This window comes from Streptomyces sp. CLV115, from assembly GCF_038448545.1.
Classification (GTDB): Bacteria; Actinomycetota; Actinomycetes; order Streptomycetales; family Streptomycetaceae; genus Streptomyces; species Streptomyces sanglieri.
Window position 1 is genome coordinate 13,832 of record NZ_JBCEWQ010000086.1, and the last position, 22,322, is coordinate 36,153.

Here is a 22,322-nt window from a genome sequence, read left to right on the forward strand (position 1 = left end):
TCACATGCCATCTATTCGGGCGGCGCGGGCCCCCGGCACGACGATGCCGGGCACCTCCCGGCGGCCTCCCAGCTCGACGAGGGTGACCTCGGCACCCACTCCGGGCTCGAAGCGCAGAGAAGTACCGGAGGGAATGTCGAGCCGGAATCCTTCGGTCAGGGACCGGTCGAAAGAAAGTGCCGGATTCGCGTCGGGGAAATGCAGATGCGAGCCGATCTGAATAGGACGATCGCCGTCATTCACCACGGTCACATGCAATTGAGTACGAGCGTCATTTATTTTCAGTTCACCGGGTCCGGTCCGGATCTCACCGGGGATCACGGGATCGGCGCGGTGATCGTGACGAGCTTGCGCCCGTCCGGGAAGGTCGCCTCGACCTGGACGTCATGCAGCATCTCAGGAACACCTTCCAGCACGTCAGCGCGGGTGAGGACATTCCGCCCCGCGACCATCAGGTCGCCGACGAGGGCACCCTCGCGGGCACGTTCCACGGCCCAGCAGGAGAGCAGCGCGACGGCCTCGGGGTAGTTGAGCCGAACGCCACGATCCCGCCTGTCACGAGCGACCATTCCGGCGACGCTCAGCAGCAATTTCTCCGTGTCGGACGGAGTGAGAAACATTGGGAAACCTCCATGGCGGCAGTCCCCGGAATTCCCGGAATCGCCCTGGCCACGTTCCTCTTATAAGCCTCCCGACCATGCCGTGGCAACTTGCGCCGCTCCGCGATAAGTCCCTTTCTGCCCTTATCGCCCACCATATACGGGCAAAGTAGACAAATTTTGTCCATCAAGAAACAGTAAAAAGAGGCGGCCGTGCATCCCGGCGCGGGATGCACGGCCGCCTCAAGAGCAAAGCTCAGCAGGTCACTTCAGGCCGAAGGCCCGGATGATCTCCTGGTCCACGCCCAGCCCGTCGGCCGCCTCGGCGTGCGCCTTCAGCGAGACGAACGAGCCGGCCTTCTTCGGGGTCTTGAACCGGGCGGTCCAGGAGCCGGCCGCGTCCTTGCGGAGCTGCACCGCCTCCCAGGTCTCCCCGTCGTCGTAGCTGACCGACAGCGAGGCCCCGGAGGCCTTCACCGCACCGTCCAGCCACTCCTGCGTACCGGAGGAGAGACCGACCTCGGTCCATCTGCCGGCCGCGACGTCACCGGCCAGGTCGGTGTCGACCTCGTAGTCCAGCTGGAGCATCGGGATGTCGGCCTGGAACGGGCCGTCCTCGTCCATGGCACCCGAGACGAAGTTCCACTCGGTGTGGGTGCGGGTGGACGTCCGCCACCGGTCGCTGTCGCGGGCGGAGTCGAGGACGAAGCGGTACGGCAGCTTCTCGGGCGATACGTCCCAGGCGAAGCCGGCCCGCCCCGCGGCCTTCTTGATCAGGGTGTCGCCCTGGAAGAAGGCCGTGGTGGTGGTGTCGTACTCGTCCTCGGGCATGGCGCCCGAGTGGCCCGCTCCGGAGTCCGTCCACGGGGTGAAGTTGTACTGGATGTCGTTGTAGACGGACCGGAACGGACCCCAGTAGCCGGTGCCCAGGCGCGGACGGGTGATCGGCGCGAACCACTGGGCCGGGTAGGTGCGGCCCGCCGTGTAGTCCAGCTCGCCGCTGCGCATCTCCTGCGCGGAACCCGACTCGTCGGCGTTCAGGACCGAGTGGTTCTCGTACCAGAACGAGGCCCCCGGCAGCGGGGTGACCCACTCCTCGCGGGTGCCGGGGAACTTCTCGTACTCCTCGAAGCCGATCCCCGGTCCGTAGTCCGGGATGTCGTAGCGGTAGCCGCCGCCGAGCACGCTCCGGTGGCCGTAGAAGGTGTTCTTCACCTTCGCCAGCCGGCCGGCCGACGGGGCGTACTCCAGTGAGCGGTCCGGGACGACGCCGTCGTGGCGGTCGACCAGGTCGTACACGTAGCGGGCGAACCTGCGCTGCTCGATCGTCACCTTCGAACCGTGCCGGGCCGTCTCGATCAGCTTCTCGCCGGCCAGGCGCTGGACCGAGGCGACCGGGACGGCGGTCTCGGTGCCGTAGGGGGCGTACGTCTCCATCAGCACGCCGTCACCGTCGTTGACGACGAAGAGCGCGCGGGCGCCCGCGGCCACTGCGCCGGCCACCCGGTCGGCGGGGGCGACCGCGTCGCTGCGGCGGACGACGACCGCCTTGCCCTTGACGTTCAGGCCCTTGTAGTCGGCCGCCGCGCCGTTGCCCGCGAAGACGGCGGCGAGCTTCTGCCTGCCGCTCTCCGCGACCGGCGAACCGCCCTGCACGGTCACCGGGACATCATGACCGCCGGCCGTCAGGTCGATCAGCTTCTCGCCCTGCCGCCAGCGGGTAAGGAACGAGAAGCTGCCCTGGGTGACCTTCTTGGTGGGGCTCGCCCACAGCTGGTCGTACGTCAACGGGATCTGGTACGCGTCGCGCTGGACGGTGCCGTCCGGTGCGGTACGTGCCATGTCGTAGCGCAACTGCCGGGTCTCGGTCTCCTTGGGCGTCCGCACACTGACCTTGCGGGCCTCGGAGGCGTCCAGGGTGACCGTGGACGGCTTGTCCAGGATGATCTCGGGGGCCGCGAGGAAGGCGAGGGCCTTGGAGTCCGCGCGGTCACCGGCGACGTCGGCGGCCGTCCACGCGGTGTAGTTGCCCGGCGGGAGCCGGAGCGTGGTCTCGCCCGACACCTGGACCGGCATCAGCTGGGGGTCGCCGAGGGCGCCGAGGACGACGACGCCGTCCATCGGCCTGCCGCCCCGGTCACGGAGCCGGAGCTTCAGGTCGTACAGCTCCTGCTCCTTGTTCAGGGCGAAGCCGGTGTGGGCGACGGTGGTGCCCGCCGCGTCCTTGGCCATGACCTGGCCGGAGAACTGGGTGTTGTTCGCGACCTTCGACGGGTCCAGCGAGAGCACGGCCTCGGCGGTGGAGCCGGCCGGAACGGTGAGCTGCTTCGCCGAGAGGGTGTAGGCGTCGGCGTCCGTGTCCGTCGCCAGGTCGAGCGTGACGTCCTTCGCACCCGTGTTGCGGTACGTGATGGTCCGCTCGGCGACCGGGTCGGACGGGGAGTGCGGCCAGTCGTAGGAGGCGACCGCGACGGAGCCGGTGGCCTCGATCGTGGTGTCGACCGCCGCCTTCACATCGAGCCGGCCGGTGCCCTGCTCGTACGGGGTGTGGTCGGTCAGCTGCTTGGACGAGCTCATCAGCGCGTCCTTGATCCGCTGACCGGACCAGTCGGGGTGACGCTGCTTCAGGATCGCCGCCGCGCCCGCGACGTGCGGGGTCGCCATCGACGTACCGGACATCGACTGGTACATGCCCTCGATGCCCGGGACCGACTGCGAGGCGGCCGCGTTGATGTCGACGCCCGGTGCGGACAGGTCGGGCTTGAGCCCGTACGACCTGACCAGCGGGCCCATCGAGGAGAAGTCCGCGCGGTTGTCCTGCTTGTCGACGGCGGCGATGGTGAGCGCCTTCTGCGCCGAGCCGGGCGAGCCGATGGTGCCCGCGCCGTAGGCGTTGCCCGCGGCGATCACGAACAGTGGACCGCCGTCGGCGGAAAGGGCGTCGACGGCCTGGGACATGGGGTCGGAGCCGTCGTCCGGAATGCTGGAGCCGAGGCTCATGGAGACGACGTCGGCGCCCTCGGCCTTCGCCCACTCCATGGCCTCGATGATGCCGGAGTCGGCGCCGGAGCCCTCGTCGCCGAGCACCTTGCCGACGATCAGGCCGGCGCCCGGGGCGACACCCTTGTTGACGCCTTCGGAGGCCGCGCCGGAGCCCGCGATCGTGGAGGCGACGTGGGTGCCGTGGCCGTTGCGGTCGACGACCTCCTCGCCCGGCACGAAGCTCCTGGTCTCCAGGATGCGGTCCTTGACGTCCGGGTGCGTCGCGTCGATGCCGGTGTCCAGGACGGCGACCTTGGAACCCTTGCCGTCGTACCCCTCGGCCCAGGCCTGCGGGGCGTTGACCTGCGGCACGGAGTCCTTGAGCGCCGCCTCGGCCCGGCCGTCGAGCCAGAGCTTGGTGATGCCGCCGTCCAGCGAACGGGCCGCGGGGGCGGTGGTTATGCCGTTCCAGAAGGTACGGGCGGTGTCCTTGTCCGCCTTCAGCGCGGCGCCGTGGATGCTTTCGAGGGTACGGACCTTCTCGGCGCCTCGCGGGGCGGCGGGCAGCGAACGGCCCTTGCCCGCCGCGTAGGTGGCGATCATCGGGATGCCGCCCGACCGCTTGTCGTCGTACCCCATCTTCGCGAGCGCGGAGACGTTGAACAGTCTGCGGTCCAGCTTCCCGGCCGCGAGCAGCGCGGTGGCCTCGTCGGGCAGTACGTAGATGTCGTCGCCGGCCTGCTGGACGTGCACCCCGCCGAACGCGCCGTCGGGACGGTCCACGGTGACGGTGTCCTGCTTGCCGGCGCCGTCGGTGTAGTGCACGACATCGCCCGTGAGCAGGGTGATGTCGTACTCCTGGACGGAGGGGACATGGCGGTCGGCGGGCCGGGGCGTGTCCGCGCCCGCGGCGGGGACGGCACCGGCCGCGGGGACCAGAGCGCCGCTCATGAGGGCGACCGCGGTCGCCAGCAGCAGCGCCCTGCGCCCGGTACGGGCGGATCTCGCCCGGCCGGAGGCGGAGGAAGGTGAAGGAGTCATGCTGCTGATCTACCGGTAAATGCGCGGCTACGGCCGAGTTGGCACTGGCGTGAAGCCGCCGTGGCGGCAACCCGCCCTGGGCGGACGGATTCCGGGGGCCGGTTCAGGCCACCGAAGTGATCACTCCGGTGGGCGGCTGACCGGCCTCGTGATGGATCGGTGTGTGCGCGCCCTTGAGCGGTACCCCACTGCCGCCGCGCCGGTCGGCGACGATCTCCGCGGCGATCGAGAGCGCGGTCTCCTCAGGGGTGCGCGCTCCGAGATCGAGTCCGATCGGCGAGTGCAGCCTGGCCAGTTCCAGCTCGGTGACTCCGACCTCGCGCAGCCGGTCGTTGCGTTCCAGATGGGTGCGGCGCGACCCCATCGCCCCGACGTAGGCGACCGGAAGCCTCAACGCCAGTTCCAGCAGCGGGACATCGAACTTGGCGTCGTGGGTCAGGACGCACAGGACGGTGCGCGCGTCGACCTCGGTCGCCGAGAGATAGCGGTGCGGCCAGTCGACGACCAGTTCGTCGGCCTCGGGGAAACGGGCCTTCGTCGCGAAGACCGGGCGGGCGTCGCACAATGTCACGTGGTATCCGAGGAACTTGCCCGCCCTCACCAGTGCCGAGGCGAAGTCGATGGCCCCGAAGACGATCATCCGGGGCGGCGGAACGCTGGATTCGACGAGCAGGGTGATCGGCCGGCCGCAGCGCGAGCCGTCGGTGCCGATGGTGACGGGGCCGGTGCGGCCCGTGTCCAGCATGGCGCGGGCATCGGCCGCGGCGGTGCGGTCCAGCTCCGGATGTCCGCCGAGCCCGCCCTCGTACGAGCCGTCGGAACGGACGAGCAGGGGGCGGCCGAGGAGTTCGGCCGGCCCGTCGGTGATCCTGGCGAGCGCCGCCGCCGTCCCCCGGGCGGCGGCGGCGAGCGCGGCGGCGAACACCGCCCGTGCGGGATCGTCCGCACGGACCGGTGTCACCAGGATGTCGATGACGCCGCCGCAGGTCAGTCCGACCGCGAAGGCGTCCTCGTCGCTGTAGCCGAACCGTTCGCGCACCGCGGCGCCGTCGGCCAGCGCCTGCTCGCACAGTTCGTAGACCGCACCCTCCACACACCCGCCGGAGACGGAACCGATCGCCGTGCCGTCGCGGTCGACGGCGAGCGCGGCTCCGGGCTGCCGGGGCGCGCTGCCGCCGACCGCCACGACGGTGGCCACGGCGAATTCGCGTCCCTGCTCGACCCACCGGTCGAGCTCCTCGGCGATGTCCAGCACGGCGTCTCTCCTTCTACGGGTGTGCGCAGGGTGCTACGGGTGAGCGGATGGTTCCGCGGGTGTGCGCAGGGGCGGTCGGGGCCCGGCTCGGACAGGTACTACTTGGCGCCGAGCCAGCTCTCGATCGGGCTGAGCGCGAAGTACACGACGAACACCGCGGTCAGTACCCACATGAAGACGCCCACCTCACGGAACTTGCCCTGCGCCGCCTTGATCGCGGCGAAGGAGATCACTCCGGCGCCGACACCGGCGGTGATCGAGTAGGTGAACGGCATCAGTGCCACGGTCAGGAAGACCGGCACGGCGACGGCGCGGTCGCTCCAGTCGACGTGTCGGGCGTTCTGCATCATCATCGCGCCGATGACGACGAGCGCCGCGGCGGCGATCGGTCCCGGCACGATCTGGGCGAGCGGGGTGAAGAACAGTCCGGCGGCGAAGAGCACACCGGTGACGACGGAGGACAGGCCGGTGCGGGCGCCTTCGCCGACACCGGTCGCGGACTCGATGAAGACGGTCTGACCGGACGCCCCGGAGACGCCGCCGATCGCGCCGCCCGCGCCGTCGATGAACAGGGCCTTGGACAGGCCCGGCATCCGGCCCTTGCTGTCGGCGAGTCCGGCCTCGGTGCCGACCCCGATGATGGTCGCCATCGCGTCGAAGAAGCCGGCCAGCACCAGGGTGAAGACGATCATGCCGACGGTCATCACGCCGATGTCGCCCCAGCCGCCGAACTCGACATGGCCGAAGAGCCCGAAGTCGGGCATCGAGACCGCGCTGCCCTGCAGTTCGGGTGCGCTGCCGCCCCAGGCCTTGGGGCTGATGTCGGTGACCGCGTTGACGACGACGGCGAGGACCGTGCCGACGACGATGCCGATCAGGATCGCGCCGGGCACATTGCGGGCCTGGAGCATGAAGATGAGCAGCAGGGTGACGCAGAAGAGGAGTACCGGCCAGCCGGTGAGCTGCCCGCCGGTACCGAGCGTGACGGGGGCGCCCTTGCCGACGAAGCCGGCGTTGACCAGGCCGATCAGCGCGATGAACATGCCGATGCCGATGGTGATGCCGTGCTTCAGGGCCAGCGGTATCGCGTTCATGATGATCTCGCGCAGCCCGGTGACGACCAGCAGCACGATCACGGCGCCGTACATCACGCACATGCCCATGGCCTGCGGCCAGGTCATGTGGGGTGCCACCTGGGTGGCGAGCACGCCGGAGACGGAGAGTCCCGCGGCGAGGGCGAGGGGCACCTTGCCGATGAAGCCCATCAGCAGGGTGGAAACGGCCGCGGCGAGGGCGGTCGCGGTGATCAGTCCGGCGTGGCTGAGCCGGTCGCCCGCCGCGTCGGGCCCGGACAGCAGGAGCGGGTTGAGCAGGAGGATGTAACACATCGCCATGAAGGTGGTGATGCCGCCGCGCACTTCGCGTGCGACGGTGGAGCCACGGTCGGAGATGTGGAAGTACCGGTCGAGCCAGGATCTTCCGGCGGGGACGCGCGAGCCTGAGCCCGCGTCTTCCGCACTTGTCCTGGGCTCCACTGACTGCTGGGTCATGATGCCTGACTCCCAAGGTTCACAGGGGCACCCGCGATGAAGAATCGATATGCGGGATTTGGGATGACTGCGCTGGCGGCACGACCCGGGGGACGGCCCGAGACGAACTGTTCATGCAGAGTGGAATGTGACGTGTGACGTGGTGTCGGCGGTGTTTACGTCGTACTGACGGTGTGACGTGTTACCGGTGGTGCGACGCGACACGCACGATGTGGTGTGACGTGTTACGTGTGCGGCGTCACCCGCCCTGCGGCTGCTGCCGCACTGCGGGTACTGCCGTGTGTCGCGGAACTGCCGCACCGCGGGTACTGCCGTTTTGCGCGTACTGCGGTATTGCGGAACTCCGGGCGGTGCGGGCGACGGAAGTGTGACGTTCCTGGGAGGCACGCACCGCCCGGAGAGTTCGGTCGGAGCCGCGGCTCAGGCGCCGGTGAGGTGCTCGGGGCGGACCGGCGTCCGGTTGAGCTCCAGGCCCGTCGCGTTCCGGATCGCCGCGAGGACGGCCGGGGTCGACGACAGGGTGGGGGCCTCGCCGATGCCACGCAGCCCGTACGGGGCGTGCTCGTCGGCGAGTTCGAGCACGTCGACGGGGATGGTCGGCGTGTCGAGGATCGTGGGGAGCAGGTAGTCCGTGAAGGACGGGTTCCTGACCTTCGCGGTCGTGGGATCGACGACGATCTCCTCCATCACCGCGATGCCCATGCCCTGGATCGTGCCGCCCTGGATCTGGCCGACGACGGAGAGCGGGTTGAGCGCCTTGCCGACGTCCTGGGCGCAGGCCAGTTCGATGACCTTGACCAGGCCGAGTTCGGTGTCGACCTCGACGACCGCGCGGTGGGCGGCGAAGGAGTACTGGACATGGCCGTTGCCCTGTCCGGTGCGCAGGTCGAACGCCTCGGTGGGCCGGTGGCGCCATTCCAGCTCGATGTCGACCGCCTCGTCCTCCAGCACGTCGACCAGGTCGGCCAGCACCTCGCCGCCGTCGGTGACGACCTTGCCGCCCTCCAGGAGGAGTTCGGCGGTGGCCCAGGCGGGGTGGTACGTACCGAACTTGCGGCGTCCCATCTCCAGGACCTTCTCGCGGACGGCCTCGCAGGAGTGCTTCACGGCGCCGCCGGTGACGTAGGTCTGGCGGGACGCGGAGGTGGAACCGGCCGAACCGACCCGGGTGTCGGCCGGGTTGATGGTGACCTGCGAGACGCCGAGTTCGGTACGGGCGATCTGGGCGTGCACGGTGACACCGCCCTGCCCGACCTCCGCCATGGCGGTGTGCACGGTGGCGACCGGTTCGCCGGCGACGACCTCCATGCGCACCCGGGCGGTGGAGTAGTCGTCGAAGCCCTCGGAGAAGCCGACGTTCTTGAGGCCGACCGCGTAGCCGATGCCGCGCACCACGCCTTCGCCGTGGGTGGTGTTGGAGAGTCCGCCGGGCAGCGCCCGTACGTCGGCCGGTTCTCCGGCCACCTCCCACTGCCGCTCGGGCGGCAGCGGCCTGGCCTTGACCCGGCGCAGCAGCTCGGCGACCGGGGCGGGCGAGTCGACGACCTGTCCGGTCGGCAGCAGGGTGCCCTGCTCCATGGCGTTGAGCTGCCTGAACTCGACCGGGTCCATGCCCAGTTCGGCGGCGAGCTTGTCCATCTGCGCCTCGTAGGCGAAGCATGCCTGTACCGCGCCGAAGCCGCGCATGGCTCCGCACGGCGGGTTGTTGGTGTAGAGCGCGATGGCCTCGATGTCGACGTCGTCGATGACGTACGGGCCGACGGAGAGCGAGGAGGCGTTGCCGACGACGGCCGGGGAGGCGGACGCGTAGGCGCCGCCGTCCAGCACAATGCGACATTTCATATGTGTCAGCTTGCCGTCGCGGGTGGCGCCGTGCTCGTACCAGAGCTTCGCCGGGTGCCGGTGGACGTGGCCGAAGAAGGACTCGAACCGGTTGTAGACGATCTTGACCGGCTTGCCGGTGCGCAGGGCGAGCAGGCAGGCGTGGATCTGCATCGACAGGTCCTCGCGGCCGCCGAAGGCCCCGCCGACGCCGGAGAGGGTCATGCGGACCTTGTCTTCGGGCAGGCCCAGGACGGGTGCGATCTGGCGCAGGTCGGAGTGGAGCCACTGCGTGGCGACGTACAGGTCGACGCCCCCGTCCTCGGCGGGCACGGCCAGTCCGGACTCGGGGCCGAGGAAGGCCTGGTCCTGCATGCCGAAGACGTACTCACCGCTCACGACGACATCGGCGCGGGCCGCCGCCGCGTCCGCGTCGCCGCGGACGATGGGCTGGCGGTGGACGATGTTGGGGTGCGGTACGTGCCCCGCGTGGTGGTCGTCGCGGCCCTCGTGGACAAGGATCGCGTCGGGGGCGGTCGCGGAGGCCTCGTCGGTGACGACGGGCAGTTCGCGGTAGTCGATCCTGATCTTCGCGGCGGCACGGCGGGCCGTCTCCGGGTGGTCGGCGGCGACGAGCGCCACCGGTTCGCCGTGGTGGCGGACCTTGCCGTGGGCGAGGACCGGGGTGTCCTGGATCTCCAGGCCGTAGTTCTTCACCGTGCTCGGCAGGTCGTCGTAGGTGAGTACGGCGTAGACGCCGGACGTGGCGAGCGCCTCCGAGATGTCGATGGAGACGATCTCGGCGTGCGCGACCGTGGAGCGCAGGGTGTGGCCCCAGAGCATGTCCTCGTGCCACATGTCGGAGGAGTACGCGAACTCGCCGGTGACCTTGAGGACGCCGTCGGGGCGGAGCGTGGACTCGCCGATGCCGCCCTTGGTGCGGGTGCCCTGGTTGATGCTGGTGGGATTGCCGGTTACGCCCATCGTCAGACCGTTTCTTCCGCGCGGGCGGCCGCGAGGCGGACCGCGTCGAGGATCTTCTCGTAGCCGGTGCAACGGCAGAGGTTGCCGGAGAGCGCCTCGCGGATGTCCGCGTCGGACGGTTCCGGGTTGCGCTCCAGCAGCTCGTCGGCGGCGACCAGCAGGCCGGGGGTGCAGAAGCCGCACTGGACGGCCCCGGCGTCGATGAACGCCTGCTGGATCGGGGAGAGCTCACCGGTCTCCCGGTTCTCCTCGCCGGCCGGCCGGGCCTCCCACCGCCGGGCCCTGTCGAGCGCCGTGCCGCACGCGCCGGAGGCGCAGCCGCGGCCGGGGTGCTGCTCGGAGCGGTGGGCGGCGAAGTCCGCGAGGCCCTCGACCGTGACGACCTCGCGGCCCTCCACCTGGCCGGCCGCGACCAGGCAGGAGCAGACCGGGACACCGTCGAGGCGGACCGTGCAGGAGCCGCACTCGCCCTGCTCGCAGGCGTTCTTCGAGCCGGGCAGGCCCATCCGCTCGCGGAGCACGTAGAGGAGGGACTCGCCCTCCCAGACGTCGTCCGCCTCGTGCCTGCGGCCGTTGACCGTGAAATTGACGCGCATGATCAGGCAGCTCCTTCGGTGCTGCGGCCGTTGCCGCGGTACGACTCCCAGGTCCAGCCGAGGGTGCGGCGGGCCATGATCCCGACCGCGTGCCGGCGATAGCTCGCGGTGCCGCGCACGTCGTCGATCGGGTTGCAGGCGCCCGCGGCGAGCGCGGCGAACTGCTTGGCGACGGACGGCGTGATGATCGCGCGGCTGTCCCAGAACCCGCCCTCCTCCAGCGCGGCGTTCAGGAAGTCCTCGGCCTCCTTCGCCCGTACGGGTGTGGGGGCGGCCGATCCGATTCCGGTGCGCACCGTGCGGGTCACGGGGTGCAGGGCCAGGCCGAAGGCGCAGACGGCGATGACCATCGCGTTGCGGGTGCCGACCTTGGAGAACTGCTGCGGACCGTCGGCCTTCTTGATGTGCACGGCCCTGATCAGCTCGTCCGGTGCGAGGGCGTTGCGCTTGACGCCGGTGTAGAAGGCGTCGATCGGGATCATCCTGGTCCCGCGCACGGACTCGGCCTCGACCTCGGCGCCCGCGGCGAGCAGTGCCGGGTGGGCGTCCCCGGCGGGCGAGGCGGTGCCCAGGTTGCCCCCGACGCCGCCGCGGTTGCGGATCTGCGGCGAGGCGACGGTGTGCGAGGCCAGCGCCAGTCCGGGCAGCTCGGCGCGCAGGTGCTCCATGATGTGGCTGTACGGGACGGAGGCGCCGAGCCGTACGTTCTCCTGGCCCACCTCCCACTCGGACAGCTCTCCGATGCGGTTCAGGTCCAGGAGGTACTCGGGCCGCCGGTGGTCAAAGTTGATCTCGACCATCACATCGGTGCCACCCGCGATGGGCACAGCCGTCGGGTGCTCGGCCTTGGCGGCGAGCGCCTCCTCCCAGCTGGCGGGGCGAAGGAAGTCCATGAGTGGCTCTCTTCTTCTCAATCGGGTCGTTCGCTGGGGGCTGGGGACGGCCGGCCCTCGACTGGTCTTTCGGATCGTTCATGTTGTTGTTGACGCGGTGTGGGGCCAAGTACACAAGCCGTGCTCCACCCGGTGCAGTCACCGAAACCATGAAGGAGTTGGCTGGTCGATCTCCGCGTCTTGTAGATTCGAACGAATGGCGGGGATCGGTGACCTCACCGCAATACCCAGTTTTCACCCGCACCAACGAAAGAGATCGGCGGCGACGAGATGCGGCTGCGCGCACTGCTGGAGACCGACGCGCTGGGCCTGCGGCTGCTCGGCGGCGAGGACGAGCTGGACCGTTCGGTCCGCGGCGTGATGACCACCGACCTGCGGGATCCCAGCCGCTATCTGTCGGGCGGCGAGCTGGTCCTCACGGGGCTGGCCTGGCGCCGGGACGCGGCGGACTCGGAGCCGTTCGTACGGATCCTGGCGGGTGCCGGTGTGGCCGGGCTCGCGGCGGGCGAGGCGGAGCTCGGCGACATCCCCGCCGACCTGGTGGAGGCCTGTGCGCGGCACCGGCTGCCGCTCTTCGCCGTCCATGAGACCGTCGCGTTCGCAACGATCACCGAGCATGTGGTGCGCCAGGTGTCCGGGGAGCGGGCGGGTGATCTGGCCGCGGTCGTGGACCGGCACCGCAGGCTGATGACCTCGGGGCCGGCGGGTGGCGGCCCCGAGGTGGTGCTCGATCTGCTCGGAACCGACCTCGACCTGCACGCCTGGGTGCTCTCCCCCACCGGGCGGCAGATCGCGGGCGCCGGTGAAACGTCACTGCCCGGCCCGGTCGGCGCGGCGCTCGCCGGCCACCATCTGGCCGCCACCCGCACCGGCCGCCGCGCCCCGCACCGGGCCACGGTCGACGGCACCGCGTATTCGCTCTTCCCGATCCGGAACACCGGCCGCGGCGCCCTTCCGGCCTCCCGCGACGTCCGCGAGTCGGTGCTCTCGGACTGGCTGCTGGCGGTCGAGGCGGACGCGAGCGACTGGCCGCCGGCCCGGCTGGACCTGCTCCAGGGTGTCACCCAGCTGATCGCCGTCGAGCGGGACCGCCGCGACGCGGCGCGTACGGTACGCCGCAGGCTCGCCCAGGAGGTCCTGGAGCTGGTCCAGACGGGCGCCCCGCCGGCCGAGATCGCCGCCAGGCTGCGGGTGGCGGCCCCGGTGCTGCTGCCGGGGCTCGGGAGCGCGCCGCACTGGCAGGTGGTGGTGGCGCGGGTCGAGTGGAGCGACGCGGAGGGCCGGGCCGGCGGCGGCACCCAGGCGGGCTCCGGGAGCTCCGGTTCCGAGATCGCGGGCGGCCCGGTCGCCCAGGCGCTCCTGGAGGAGATCCTGGTCGACCCCGCGGTCACCGGCCCCGACTCGGCGGACCGGATCGCGGTCGCCCACACGGGCGAGGAGGCCGTCGCCCTCGTACCGCTGCCCGCCGTCGGCGCGCCCGCACCGGACCGGGACGGCGAGCGTGCCGAGGGGCCGGACCGGGATCCGGCGCTCCATGCCGATGTGCTGCTGGCCGCCGTCCGCGAACCGCTCTCCGCGGGCCTGGCCGACGACGGGCGGCTGACCCTGGGTGTCAGCGCGGCCGTCCATTCGCCCGAGGGGCTGCGCGGCGCCCTGGAGGAGGCCCGGCACGCCCGCCGGGTGGCGGCGGCCCGCCCCGGCCGGGTCTGCGCGGCCGGCCACCACGAACTGGCCTCGCACGTGCTGCTGCTGCCGTTCGTGCCGGACGACGTGCGCCGCGCGTTCACCGCACGCCTGCTCGATCCGCTGCGCGACTACGACCGGCGCCACCGCGCGGAGCTGATCCCCACGCTGGAGACGTTCCTGGACTGCGACGGCTCGTGGACCCGCTGCGCCGCCCGGCTCCACCTGCACGTCAACACGCTGCGCTACCGGGTCGGACGAATCGAGCAGTTGACGGGACGCGATCTTTCGCGGCTGGAGGACAAGCTCGATTTCTTCCTCGCCCTGCGTATGAGCTGATTTCCCGGCCCTGTCACGGCTGTTGGCCGCCCCGTTCGTTTGTGAAAACTTTCACCTGAGATTGAACGAACCCTTGGCCCGGCACGCGGATCCGTGCTGAGATGCCGCCAGACTCAACAGCTCGATGGCGCGCTCGGGGAGGGCAATGTGGCGCATACCGCCATGTCTGGTTCCGGAACGACAGCAGATGACGATCCGCCGCTCCAGACAGCGGTATGGCGGCTGCGGTCGCGCGCCTGCTGGACGGACGCCGCCGCGCTGCTCGAACCCGGCGCCGCCACCGATCCGGCCGCCGCGCTCCAGCGGACCGCCCTGCTGACCGAACGGTGCCTGTACACCGCGAAGGGCTGGACCGACGCGGAGGACGCGCTGCGCACCGCGGAGGCGCTGGCCCACGACGACGCCGAACGCGGCGCGGCCGCCTGTGAACGCGGCCATCTGGCCTACGCGTCGACACTCCTCGGGGTACGGGACCGGGCCGACGAGGCCAGCGTCGCCCTGAGCCGGGCCGCGGCGCTGCTCGCCCCGTCCGCACCCGGCCGCCCGCTGCTGGACTTCCGGCGGGGCCTGATCGCGCAGAACATCGCCGATTCGCCGCAGGCGGCGCGCGCCGCGTACCGCAGGGCCCACGCCGGGGCCACCGCCCAGGGCGACGCGCTGCTGCTCTCCTCCACCTGGCGCCATCTCGCCCTGCTGTCCCTGCGCGAGGGCGAACTGGCGGAGGCCCGGCACGGCTTCGCGGAGTCCCTGCGGATCAGGGAGGAGCTGGGCTATCTGATCGGTACGGCCCCAGCCCTCATCGCCCTCGCCGACTCCGAGCCGGAGCCGGAGCTGGCGACCCGGCTGCGCGCCGAGGCGGGCCGGCTGTTCCGGCTGCTCGGCGGCGTACCGACGTGGCTGGCCCCGCATCTGGACCCGCCGCCCGCGGAGGCCGTCGGGGCGAACTGAGCCCGGGGCCGGCCGGTCATCGGCCGGCCGGCCCCGGACCACGGTCGGCACCCGGACCGGGCGGTCGGACCTCGGCGCCGGCGAAGTGCTCGCGCACGAGCGACTGGACGACGGGCAGGTCCTGGGCGATCAGCGCGTCGAGCAGCGCGGTGTGTTCGGCGGCGTCGGCGAGGAGGTCGGCGCGGCGGGTGGCGGGGTTGTTCTCCAGCGGCCACTGGGAACGGCGGTGCAGCTCGTCGGCGACCGTCACCAGCTGCTCGTTGCCGCAGAGCGCGAGGACCGCGCCGTGGAAGGCCCGGTCGGACTCGGCGTAGCTCGCCCGGTCGCCGACGGCCGCGGCGGCCACCGTGGCATCGGCCAGCGGGCGCAGGGAGCACCAGGTGCCGGGCGGGACGGTACGGGCCAGCCGCAGCATCACGGGGACCTCGATCAGGGCCCGCACCTCGGCCAGCTCGGCGAGCTCGCGCGGGCCGCGCTCGGCCACCCGGAACCCCCGGTTCGGCACCACCTCGACGGCGCCCTCGACGGCCAGCTGCTGCATCGCCTCGCGGACCGGGGTGGCGGAGACGCCGAACCGGGCGCCGAGGGCCGGGGCGGAGTAGACCTGGCCCGGCACCAGCCGGCCGTCGACCAGGGCGGCGCGCAGCGCCTCCAGGACCTGGCCGCGCACTGAGTGCCGCTGGACCGCGGGCCGCGGGGCGGGCGGCTCGCCGTGGGTGTGCTCGCCGCGCGCCTGCTCGGGCACCCGGACGACCGCCGGAGCGGTCGCGGGGGCGGCGGTCCCGTACGCCTCACGCGCTCTGCCCTGCTCCACTCGGACCTCCTCGGCCTGCCGTGGGCGCGGCTCGCGTGCGCCATGCCCCTTGTGCACGATAGGCGCAGGACGCCGCAGTTCAAACATCGATCCGTTCGGGTAAGGTAAGGCTAACCTGCAAACGGTCGCGATTCGGTGGTCCCTGCATGACACTCCCCGCCCTGCTCCCCGGCACCACGGCGTCCGCCGTGACGGACGCGTACGCGCGCCTCGCGGAGGTCTTTCCCGGCCTGCGTGCCCAGGTGCTGACGGACGGCGAGACCGCCCCCGGCGGTGCCGGCTGGGTGGGCGCGGCCGAGCTCGCGGCCGGCGGCCCGGCGCTCGACGCCTTCCTCGACTGGGACCACGCCCAGGTGGTCCGGGACTACGGCCAGCAGCCCCGCCCCGACGTGGTCGCCAGCTTCGGACTGCACCGCTACGCCTGGCCCGCCTGTCTGCTGGTGACGGTCCCCTGGTTCCTGCACCGGCGGGTGCCCCGGGTCCCCGTCGCGGATGTGTCGTTCCAGCGGGCACTGGGCCATCTGACCCTCCGGGTGAGGGAATTCGCCTGCCTGCCGGACGATCCGGCCGCGGTGCTGCCGGGCGCCCGGGTGGTGCCCGACGAGGCCGCGCTGCGGGCCGAGGTGCTGGCGGCGGTGGCCGACCACATCGGCCCGGTGCTCGACGGCTTCGGGCCGCGGATGCGGCGCGGCCGGCGCGCGCTGTGGGGCATGGCGACGGACGAGATCGTCGAAGGCCTCTGGTACGTCGCCCATCTGCTCGGCGAGGAGCGGCGGGCGATGGCGGAGCTGGAGGCGCTGCTGCCGGGCACCACGAAGCCGTACGTCGGCAACGCGGGCTTCCGTGAACTGACCGGGCCGAACGGCGAGTCGCTGCCCACCCGCGACCGGGCGAGCTGCTGCCTCTTCTACACGCTGCGCCCCGAGGACACCTGCGTCACGTGTCCTCGTACCTGCGACGCCGACCGCGTTCGGAAACTGACACCCGCTCACTGATCAACACCGCTCGCGCGAGTAGTACAATTCGAACGCAACTCATCGGCCGCGTACAGTCATTCGACCGGATCCCCGTCATCCGTACGCCGTGCCGACCCAATGGCGTTCTCTTGCCCCGAAACCCCCGTGTGCACGAGGGGGTTTCGGCAATCATGGCGCCCGAAATGCCCTACGCAATGCAAGGGACCGCGCATGAGACTGACCGACATATCGCTGAATTGGCTGCTTCCGGGCGCCGTGCTGCTCGTGGGAGTCCTGGCGGCGGTGGCGGTGGTCGCACGCGGCAAGCGTGCCGCTGACACGTCCGCGGCCGACGACAGCTGGGAACGCAGCGAGGAGCGCCGCAGACGCAAGGAGGCCATGTACGCCACCGCCTCGTACGTCCTGCTGTTCTGCTGCGCGGCGGTCGCCGCCGCACTCTCCTTCCACGGGCTCGTCGGCTTCGGCGAGCAGAACCTCGGCCTCTCCGGGGGCTGGGAGTACCTCGTCCCGTTCGGCCTCGACGGGGCGGCCATGTTCTGTTCCGTACTGGCGGTGCGCGAGGCCAGCCACGGTGACGCGGCGCTCGGCTCGCGCCTGCTCGTATGGACGTTCGCCGGTGCCGCCGCCTGGTTCAACTGGGTGCACGCACCGCGCGGGATCGACCACGCGGGCGCCCCGCACTTCTTCGCGGGGATGTCGCTCTCGGCGGCCGTGCTCTTCGACCGGGCGCTGAAGCAGACCCGCCGGGCCGCGCTGCGCGAACAGGGCCTGGTGCCTCGCCCGCTGCCGCAGATCCGGATCGTACGGTGGCTGCGTGCCCCCCGGGAGACCTTCGGCGCCTGGTCGCTGATGCTGCTGGAGGGCGTACGCACCCTGGACGAGGCGGTCGAAGAAGTACGTGAGGACAGGCGGGAGAAGGAGCAGAACCGCCTCCGCAGGAAGGACCAGGAGAAGCTGGACCGGGCCCACATCAAGGCACTGAACCGGCAGAACCGGGCCTGGCGCCGGGTCGGCCGGGGCGGCACCCAGGTGGACGTCCAGGCCCTCGCCCCCACACCGGGCTCAGCGCAGTCCGTCGTGGAGCCCGCCATATCCGAGCCGGGACAACTGCCTCTGCGCCCCCGGCCGTCCCTGCAAGCCGTGACGGGTCCGAGCACCGGCAGCTCGGACCGACGCACCGATGATCCGGTCACCGTCGACCTCACCGCCGAGGACGACACCCAGGCGCTGCCCCGGCTCGATTCGCTGGAGCAGAAACTGAAGGATCTGGAGCAGCAGTTCGGCTGAAGCCGGCAAGGCCCTGACGGCCCGGTCCTACCGGTCCGTCAGGGCTTTTCGCTGCCCCGGTAGGGCCCTTGCCGCCCGGTCAGGCTCTTTCGCCGTCCAGTTCGAACCAGACGACCTTGCCCAGAGCGTGAGCGCCGACGCCCCAGGCGTCCGCGAGGCTCCGTACCAGGAGCAGCCCCCGGCCGTGCGTACCGTCGTCGGCGTCCGGTACGTACGACAGGGGCAGTCCGGACACGAAGTCCCGCACTTCCACCCGTAACCTGGTGGGCGCCATGCTCACCGTGACGACCGCGCCGTGCGGGGTGTGGATCAGTGCGTTGGTCACCAGCTCGCTGAGCAGGAGCTCCGCCACCCGAGCCGGCTCCTCCTTCCACCGGTGGCGCAGTAAATCCCTCAACGCGCCTCTGACTTCGCTCACGGACGCCAGGTCGGTGCGGGCCAGTCTGCGGTGCAGCCGGACCGGTCGCCGGTCCCGCGACCCCCGCTCGTGTGCCCCCGGCTCGTGTGCGGCCTCGCCCTTCATGAAATCGGCATCTCCCTGACGCTCCATCGTCTCCCCCGCCCGCACAGTGCATCGCCCCCTGCTCGTGGTCCCGGCTTCCCCGGGTGTCTGCTGCTCGTCGGACTCCTTCGCGGAAACACGTTCACCGGGATGCATGCCCCACAGACGGGCCGCCACGCTTGTCGACTCATCAATAAGTGAACAGAGGAGCGGAACCGGCCCGCGGACCTCCGGACATCTGCACGTCACATTTCCTACCCCCGGGTTAACTTCCAAAAAATTCACATCGGTTGGCGTTGACGGGACCATGTCTACGCGCGTCATCATGGTGGCTATGCGAATCCCCCCACGGATCACCACGCTCGGTGGCGCAGCCGCCCTCCTGTCCGCTCTCCTCGTCGGCGGCCCGGTCACCGCGGCCACCGCCTCGGCCCCGTCCACCGATTCGGTGGGCAGCATCTGCTACTCGGCGCTGCCCTCCCAGGCCCACGACACCCTCGATCTGATCGACGCGGGCGGACCGTTCCCGTACTCCCAGGACGGCACCGTCTTCCAGAACCGGGAAGGCGTCCTGCCCGGCCAGAGCACCGGCTACTACCACGAGTACACGGTCATCACGCCCAACTCCCCCACCCGTGGCGCACGTCGGATCGTCACCGGCGAGCGGTCGCAGGAGGACTACTACACCAGTGACCACTACGCCACCTTCGACCTGATCGACCAGGGCTGCTGAAGCCCGGCCCCTCCGGACCGATCCGCGCCGTAGCCCCCCACCTGCGGCGCGGATCAACGGACCCGGAGAAGCAGCCGGACTTGTACCCTCCACCCATGACCGTGACCTATGTGATCGAAGGCTCCCGGGTCACCGGCCCGGAGCAGTTCTGGACAGTGATCGGCGAGGCGGTGAACGGACCGGGCGGATATTTCGGCCGCAACCTCGACGCGCTCGCGGACTGTCTCGGCGGCGGCATGGGTACGCCCGACGACGGCGACTTCACCTTCGAGTGGCGGGACCACGCCGCCTCCGCGCGGGCCCTGGGCCACGAGGAGACGGCGCGACATCTGCGGCAGAGCCTGAACCGGGTGCACCCCACGAACCGGGCGGCGGTCCAGCAGCGGCTGGACGAGGCCCTGGCGGGCCGGGGCCCCACCCTCTTCGATCTGATCGTGGCGGTCCTGACCGACAGCGCGACCCCGGGCACGCTGCTGCTCTCGTGAGCCCCCCGCCGTGACCGGCGGACGCGGGCCGGGGCGACGGCACCGGCCGGCCGAGCGGGGTCATCACTCGGCCGGCCGACACCATGGGGGTCGTGGCGATCAGAACTCGGTGGTGACCTTGGCTCCGTCGAACTTCTCATTGCCGTAGAGGCTGATGAAGTGGTAGCCCGGCGCCGGGTTGTCGACGGTCAGGGTGTGCTCGTTGCCGGCCCCGACGGACTTGTCGTTGTTGACGCCGGTGGTCGCCCAGTTCTCCGAGCTGTAGTAGAGGTCGGCGTCGCCGGTGCCGCCGGAGGCGGTGATCTTCAACCGGGTGACGCCGTCCGGGACGAGGATGCTCAGGTAGGCGTAGTCGCCCTTGACGGCCTTCAGCCCGCTGCGCATGCAGTTCTGGCCCAGCAGCCTGGTGTCGGCGTCCTTGCACTCGGTGATCCCGCCGGGCGGGTTGGTGGACCCGCCGCCGCAGGCACCGGCCGCGCAGGCGGTCAGCCAGGTGTTCCAGTCGGCGTCGTAACGGCTCCCGATGGTCGACGTGAGCAGGGTGCGGGCGCCGTCCCAGTCACCCTTGCGGTAGAGACCGAGCAGGGTGTCGAGGTCCGACCGGTGGGATTCGAGCATGTAACGGACGGCCAGGTAGCCCCAGTTGTACACGCGGGTCTGGTCGGCGTTGTCGTAGGTGGTGTCGAACAGGGTGCGCAGTGTGTAGGTGTGGTTCGCGGCCTGGGCGATGGCGTCGTCGTAGGCGACCTTGCGGTACGAGTAGGAGATGAACTCCGCGAAGCCCTCGACCCACCAGACGGTCGGCGTGGTCATTCCGGCCCCGAAGTCGCCGTACATGTTGAAGCGGCCGTCGAGGTAGTGCGTGTACTCGTGGTTGAGGTTCCAGATCTGGAAGTCGGGGCGGGCCCACTCGGCCTCGTAGGCGATGAACCGGGGCTGGTTGCCCTCGGCCTTGGGGTCGCCCTCCAGGTACATGCCGCCGTTGTTGGTGTCGATGCCGAAGATCACTCCGGCGTAGGTCTGGTAGTCGGTGCTGGAGTCGAAGGCCACGACCTCGATGGTCTTGTTGTTGTCGTCGGCGACCGCACCGTTGTCCCGGGCCACCTCGTGGAAGTAGGCGTCCTGGTTGCGCAGGCTGGTGCAGCTGGCTTCGAGTTCCGCCGCGGACATGTCCTGCGCCCGGATGGTGATGCTGTCGCTGCAGGTGTGCTTCACCGGAAGGACGGCCTTCTCCAGACGCTCCGCGAGGTTGCAGGCGTTGTAGTAGGAGCAGTTGGCCTTGTCGTAGGCGTCGACCATCATGGCCACGCCGACCCAGAGCGGGGCGGTGGGGCCGTCGATGGAGCTCTTGCTCATCAGGTCGGCCGCGAGCGGGCTCGCCTTGGCCCGCAGCGAGTCCTCCTTGAGGAAGCGGCCGAGTTCGAGCCCCGCGTTGGAGGCCAGGAACGACTGCTGGGTGCCCAGCAGACCGAGGTGGTTCGCGGCGAAGTCGTGCAGGGAGTTCAGCACGCTGGGATCGGCCTCGACGGCGCTGACGAACTCGGGCACCTGGTGACCGCGGAACATGACCGTGTACACACTGTTCACGGCGTTGACCATGTACCAGGAGCTGTTGTACGACTCGTCGTAGTCGGCCAGCATCCGCTTGACGATGTTCAGGTAACGGGCGTTCTCCACGGCGCTGTCGACCAGGATGATCGCCTCGGACAGGCTCTCGCCGTTGGCATCGGTGACGTCGAAGGCGTGCGAGGAGCCGAAGAAGCCGTCGAGCGCGCCCTGGATGGCCGTGCGCAGGCGCGGTCCGTAGTCCCCGACGGTGTCGGGGTCGTAGTACTGGACGTAGTAGCCGGCCCGGAGGAAGAGGACCAGCTGGGGCATGCCGGTGCTGCTGTCGCCGGGGTAGGAGGCCGACGTGTCGCGCATGGCGTCGGCGACGGTGACCATCTGGTCCTCGCGGAAGGCGTTGTAGCCGTCCTGACCCTGGAGGCGGAACAGTGTGTTGACGCAGTCGGTGGTCGCCGCCTTGACCTTCTCGACCAGGGCGCCCCCGGTGTTGTTGGTGAAGTCGGTGACGTTGCACTCGGCCGCCGCCTTGCCGGACGCCTTGGCGCGGGCCCGCTTCCCGGCCTTCATCGAAGGCGCCAGGTGGCTCGGAAGCGCGTCGGCCGGGTCGTCGTAGTCCCGCTTGAGTGCGTCCTTGGACGCGGACAACGGCGGCCGGTCGGCGGCCTTGAGCGACTTGCGTTCGACGTGAGCGGCATCGCCGGCCGGTGTCGTCAGCGACTCGGCGGTGGGGCCGCCCGGGGCCTCGGTCCGCCGTTCCGCCCGACTCCCGGCGGCCTCCGAGTGGCCGGGGGACGTGGCTGATACGGCGGGGCGTTGCTCCACGGCCTGGCTCGGTGCCGTGAGCAGGCCCACGCCCAGGCATGCCGCCAGGGCCACGGTGGACAGTCCGGTTATTCTCCGTCGAACCCTCAGGTTCTTCACGTGCCGCCTCCCAGCGGAGTGGTGACCGCGCGACAGGGCGCGGTTGTGGGGGAATGCAAGGGGCCGGGCGCCGGACCGAATCCGAAGTGCACTCATGTCGTGACATGAGCACGACCCCGCCTCCCTTGCGCGCTGTACAATGGCACATGTCACATGTTCTTTGGAACCCCTCTCGCTCACATTCATCTGCGCGACAACTTCGCGTCCCAGCACGGGATATGACACGCGGCCCCGAACGCACCGGCCGCCACCGCCGGTTTCTCCACCACCGCACCGCCCTGTCCCGGGAGAACCGGAATTCCGGCCCCGACCCGGACCCGGACCCCGACCCCGGCCGGCCCCGACC

General features: G+C 70.7%; 17 protein-coding genes. 6 read left to right on the plus strand and 11 right to left on the minus strand.

Going from position 1 to position 22,322, the window contains the following annotated elements:
- The 8 genes from ureB to AADR41_RS26240 all read right to left on the minus strand — a co-directional run bounded on the left by ureB (window position 1) and on the right by AADR41_RS26240 (window position 11,721).
- Window positions 1–321: an urease subunit beta gene (ureB, locus tag AADR41_RS26205; RefSeq protein WP_342283861.1), complete on the minus strand. Its 321-nt coding sequence runs from the start codon at window positions 319–321 to the stop codon at window positions 1–3.
- The gene (locus AADR41_RS26210; protein WP_342283862.1) at window positions 318–620 is read right to left on the minus strand and encodes an urease subunit gamma; all 303 of its coding nucleotides are present in this window, start codon (window positions 618–620) and stop codon (window positions 318–320) included. The genes ureB and AADR41_RS26210 overlap by 4 nt, the downstream gene beginning before the upstream one ends.
- A gap of 243 nt (window positions 621–863) precedes the next feature.
- The gene (locus AADR41_RS26215; protein WP_342283863.1) at window positions 864–4,622 is read right to left on the minus strand and encodes a S8 family serine peptidase; all 3,759 of its coding nucleotides are present in this window, start codon (window positions 4,620–4,622) and stop codon (window positions 864–866) included.
- A 103-nt stretch (window positions 4,623–4,725) separates the two neighbouring features.
- Window positions 4,726–5,877, minus strand: coding sequence for an XdhC family protein (locus AADR41_RS26220; RefSeq protein ID WP_342283864.1), 1,152 nt, complete (start codon window positions 5,875–5,877; stop codon window positions 4,726–4,728).
- A gap of 98 nt (window positions 5,878–5,975) precedes the next feature.
- Window positions 5,976–7,427 carry an NCS2 family permease gene (locus AADR41_RS26225; RefSeq protein ID WP_342283865.1) on the minus strand — a complete coding sequence of 484 codons (1,452 nt, stop codon included), beginning with the start codon at window positions 7,425–7,427 and terminating at the stop codon, window positions 5,976–5,978.
- Window positions 7,428–7,847: 420 nt separating this feature from the next.
- A complete protein-coding gene (gene pucD, locus AADR41_RS26230) occupies window positions 7,848–10,232 on the minus strand; it encodes a xanthine dehydrogenase subunit D (protein WP_342283866.1) in 2,385 nt (794 codons plus the stop codon).
- A 2-nt stretch (window positions 10,233–10,234) separates the two neighbouring features.
- A complete protein-coding gene (locus AADR41_RS26235; RefSeq protein ID WP_342283867.1) occupies window positions 10,235–10,828 on the minus strand; it encodes a (2Fe-2S)-binding protein in 594 nt (197 codons plus the stop codon).
- 2 nt (window positions 10,829–10,830) lie between these two features.
- Window positions 10,831–11,721 (minus strand): FAD binding domain-containing protein, encoded by an 891-nt coding sequence (locus AADR41_RS26240; RefSeq protein ID WP_342283868.1) that lies wholly within the window; start codon window positions 11,719–11,721, stop codon window positions 10,831–10,833.
- Window positions 11,722–11,991: 270 nt separating this feature from the next.
- Here AADR41_RS26240 and AADR41_RS26245 point away from each other — a divergent pair, with 270 nt between their 5' ends.
- Window positions 11,992–13,743, plus strand: a complete 1,752-nt coding sequence (locus AADR41_RS26245; protein WP_342283869.1) for a PucR family transcriptional regulator — start codon at window positions 11,992–11,994, stop codon at window positions 13,741–13,743.
- Window positions 13,744–13,905: 162 nt separating this feature from the next.
- Window positions 13,906–14,691 (plus strand): hypothetical protein, encoded by a 786-nt coding sequence (locus tag AADR41_RS26250; RefSeq protein ID WP_342283871.1) that lies wholly within the window; start codon window positions 13,906–13,908, stop codon window positions 14,689–14,691.
- A gap of 16 nt (window positions 14,692–14,707) precedes the next feature.
- Here the strand turns inward: AADR41_RS26250 and AADR41_RS26255 are convergent, their stop codons facing one another.
- On the minus strand, window positions 14,708–15,505 hold the full coding sequence (locus AADR41_RS26255) for a GntR family transcriptional regulator (protein ID WP_342283872.1): 798 nt from the start codon (window positions 15,503–15,505) through the stop codon (window positions 14,708–14,710).
- A gap of 146 nt (window positions 15,506–15,651) precedes the next feature.
- On the opposite strand from AADR41_RS26255, the gene AADR41_RS26260 reads away from it, so the two are divergent.
- Window positions 15,652–16,500 carry a (2Fe-2S)-binding protein gene (locus AADR41_RS26260; protein WP_342283873.1) on the plus strand — a complete coding sequence of 283 codons (849 nt, stop codon included), beginning with the start codon at window positions 15,652–15,654 and terminating at the stop codon, window positions 16,498–16,500.
- Between the two features lie 192 nt (window positions 16,501–16,692).
- The gene (locus AADR41_RS26265) at window positions 16,693–17,769 is read left to right on the plus strand and encodes a DUF2637 domain-containing protein (RefSeq protein WP_342283874.1); all 1,077 of its coding nucleotides are present in this window, start codon (window positions 16,693–16,695) and stop codon (window positions 17,767–17,769) included.
- A gap of 79 nt (window positions 17,770–17,848) precedes the next feature.
- On the opposite strand, the gene AADR41_RS26270 is transcribed toward AADR41_RS26265, so the two are convergent.
- On the minus strand, window positions 17,849–18,211 hold the full coding sequence (locus AADR41_RS26270) for an ATP-binding protein (RefSeq protein ID WP_342283879.1): 363 nt from the start codon (window positions 18,209–18,211) through the stop codon (window positions 17,849–17,851).
- A gap of 394 nt (window positions 18,212–18,605) precedes the next feature.
- Here AADR41_RS26270 and AADR41_RS26275 point away from each other — a divergent pair, with 394 nt between their 5' ends.
- Both AADR41_RS26275 and AADR41_RS26280 read left to right on the plus strand, forming a co-directional pair.
- Window positions 18,606–19,004 carry a ribonuclease domain-containing protein gene (locus AADR41_RS26275; RefSeq protein ID WP_342283875.1) on the plus strand — a complete coding sequence of 133 codons (399 nt, stop codon included), beginning with the start codon at window positions 18,606–18,608 and terminating at the stop codon, window positions 19,002–19,004.
- A 95-nt stretch (window positions 19,005–19,099) separates the two neighbouring features.
- Window positions 19,100–19,489: a barstar family protein gene (locus AADR41_RS26280; RefSeq protein ID WP_342283876.1), complete on the plus strand. Its 390-nt coding sequence runs from the start codon at window positions 19,100–19,102 to the stop codon at window positions 19,487–19,489.
- A gap of 99 nt (window positions 19,490–19,588) precedes the next feature.
- On the opposite strand, the gene AADR41_RS26285 is transcribed toward AADR41_RS26280, so the two are convergent.
- Window positions 19,589–21,976 carry a M9 family metallopeptidase gene (locus AADR41_RS26285; RefSeq protein ID WP_342283877.1) on the minus strand — a complete coding sequence of 796 codons (2,388 nt, stop codon included), beginning with the start codon at window positions 21,974–21,976 and terminating at the stop codon, window positions 19,589–19,591.
- Window positions 21,977–22,322 lie beyond the last annotated feature (346 nt).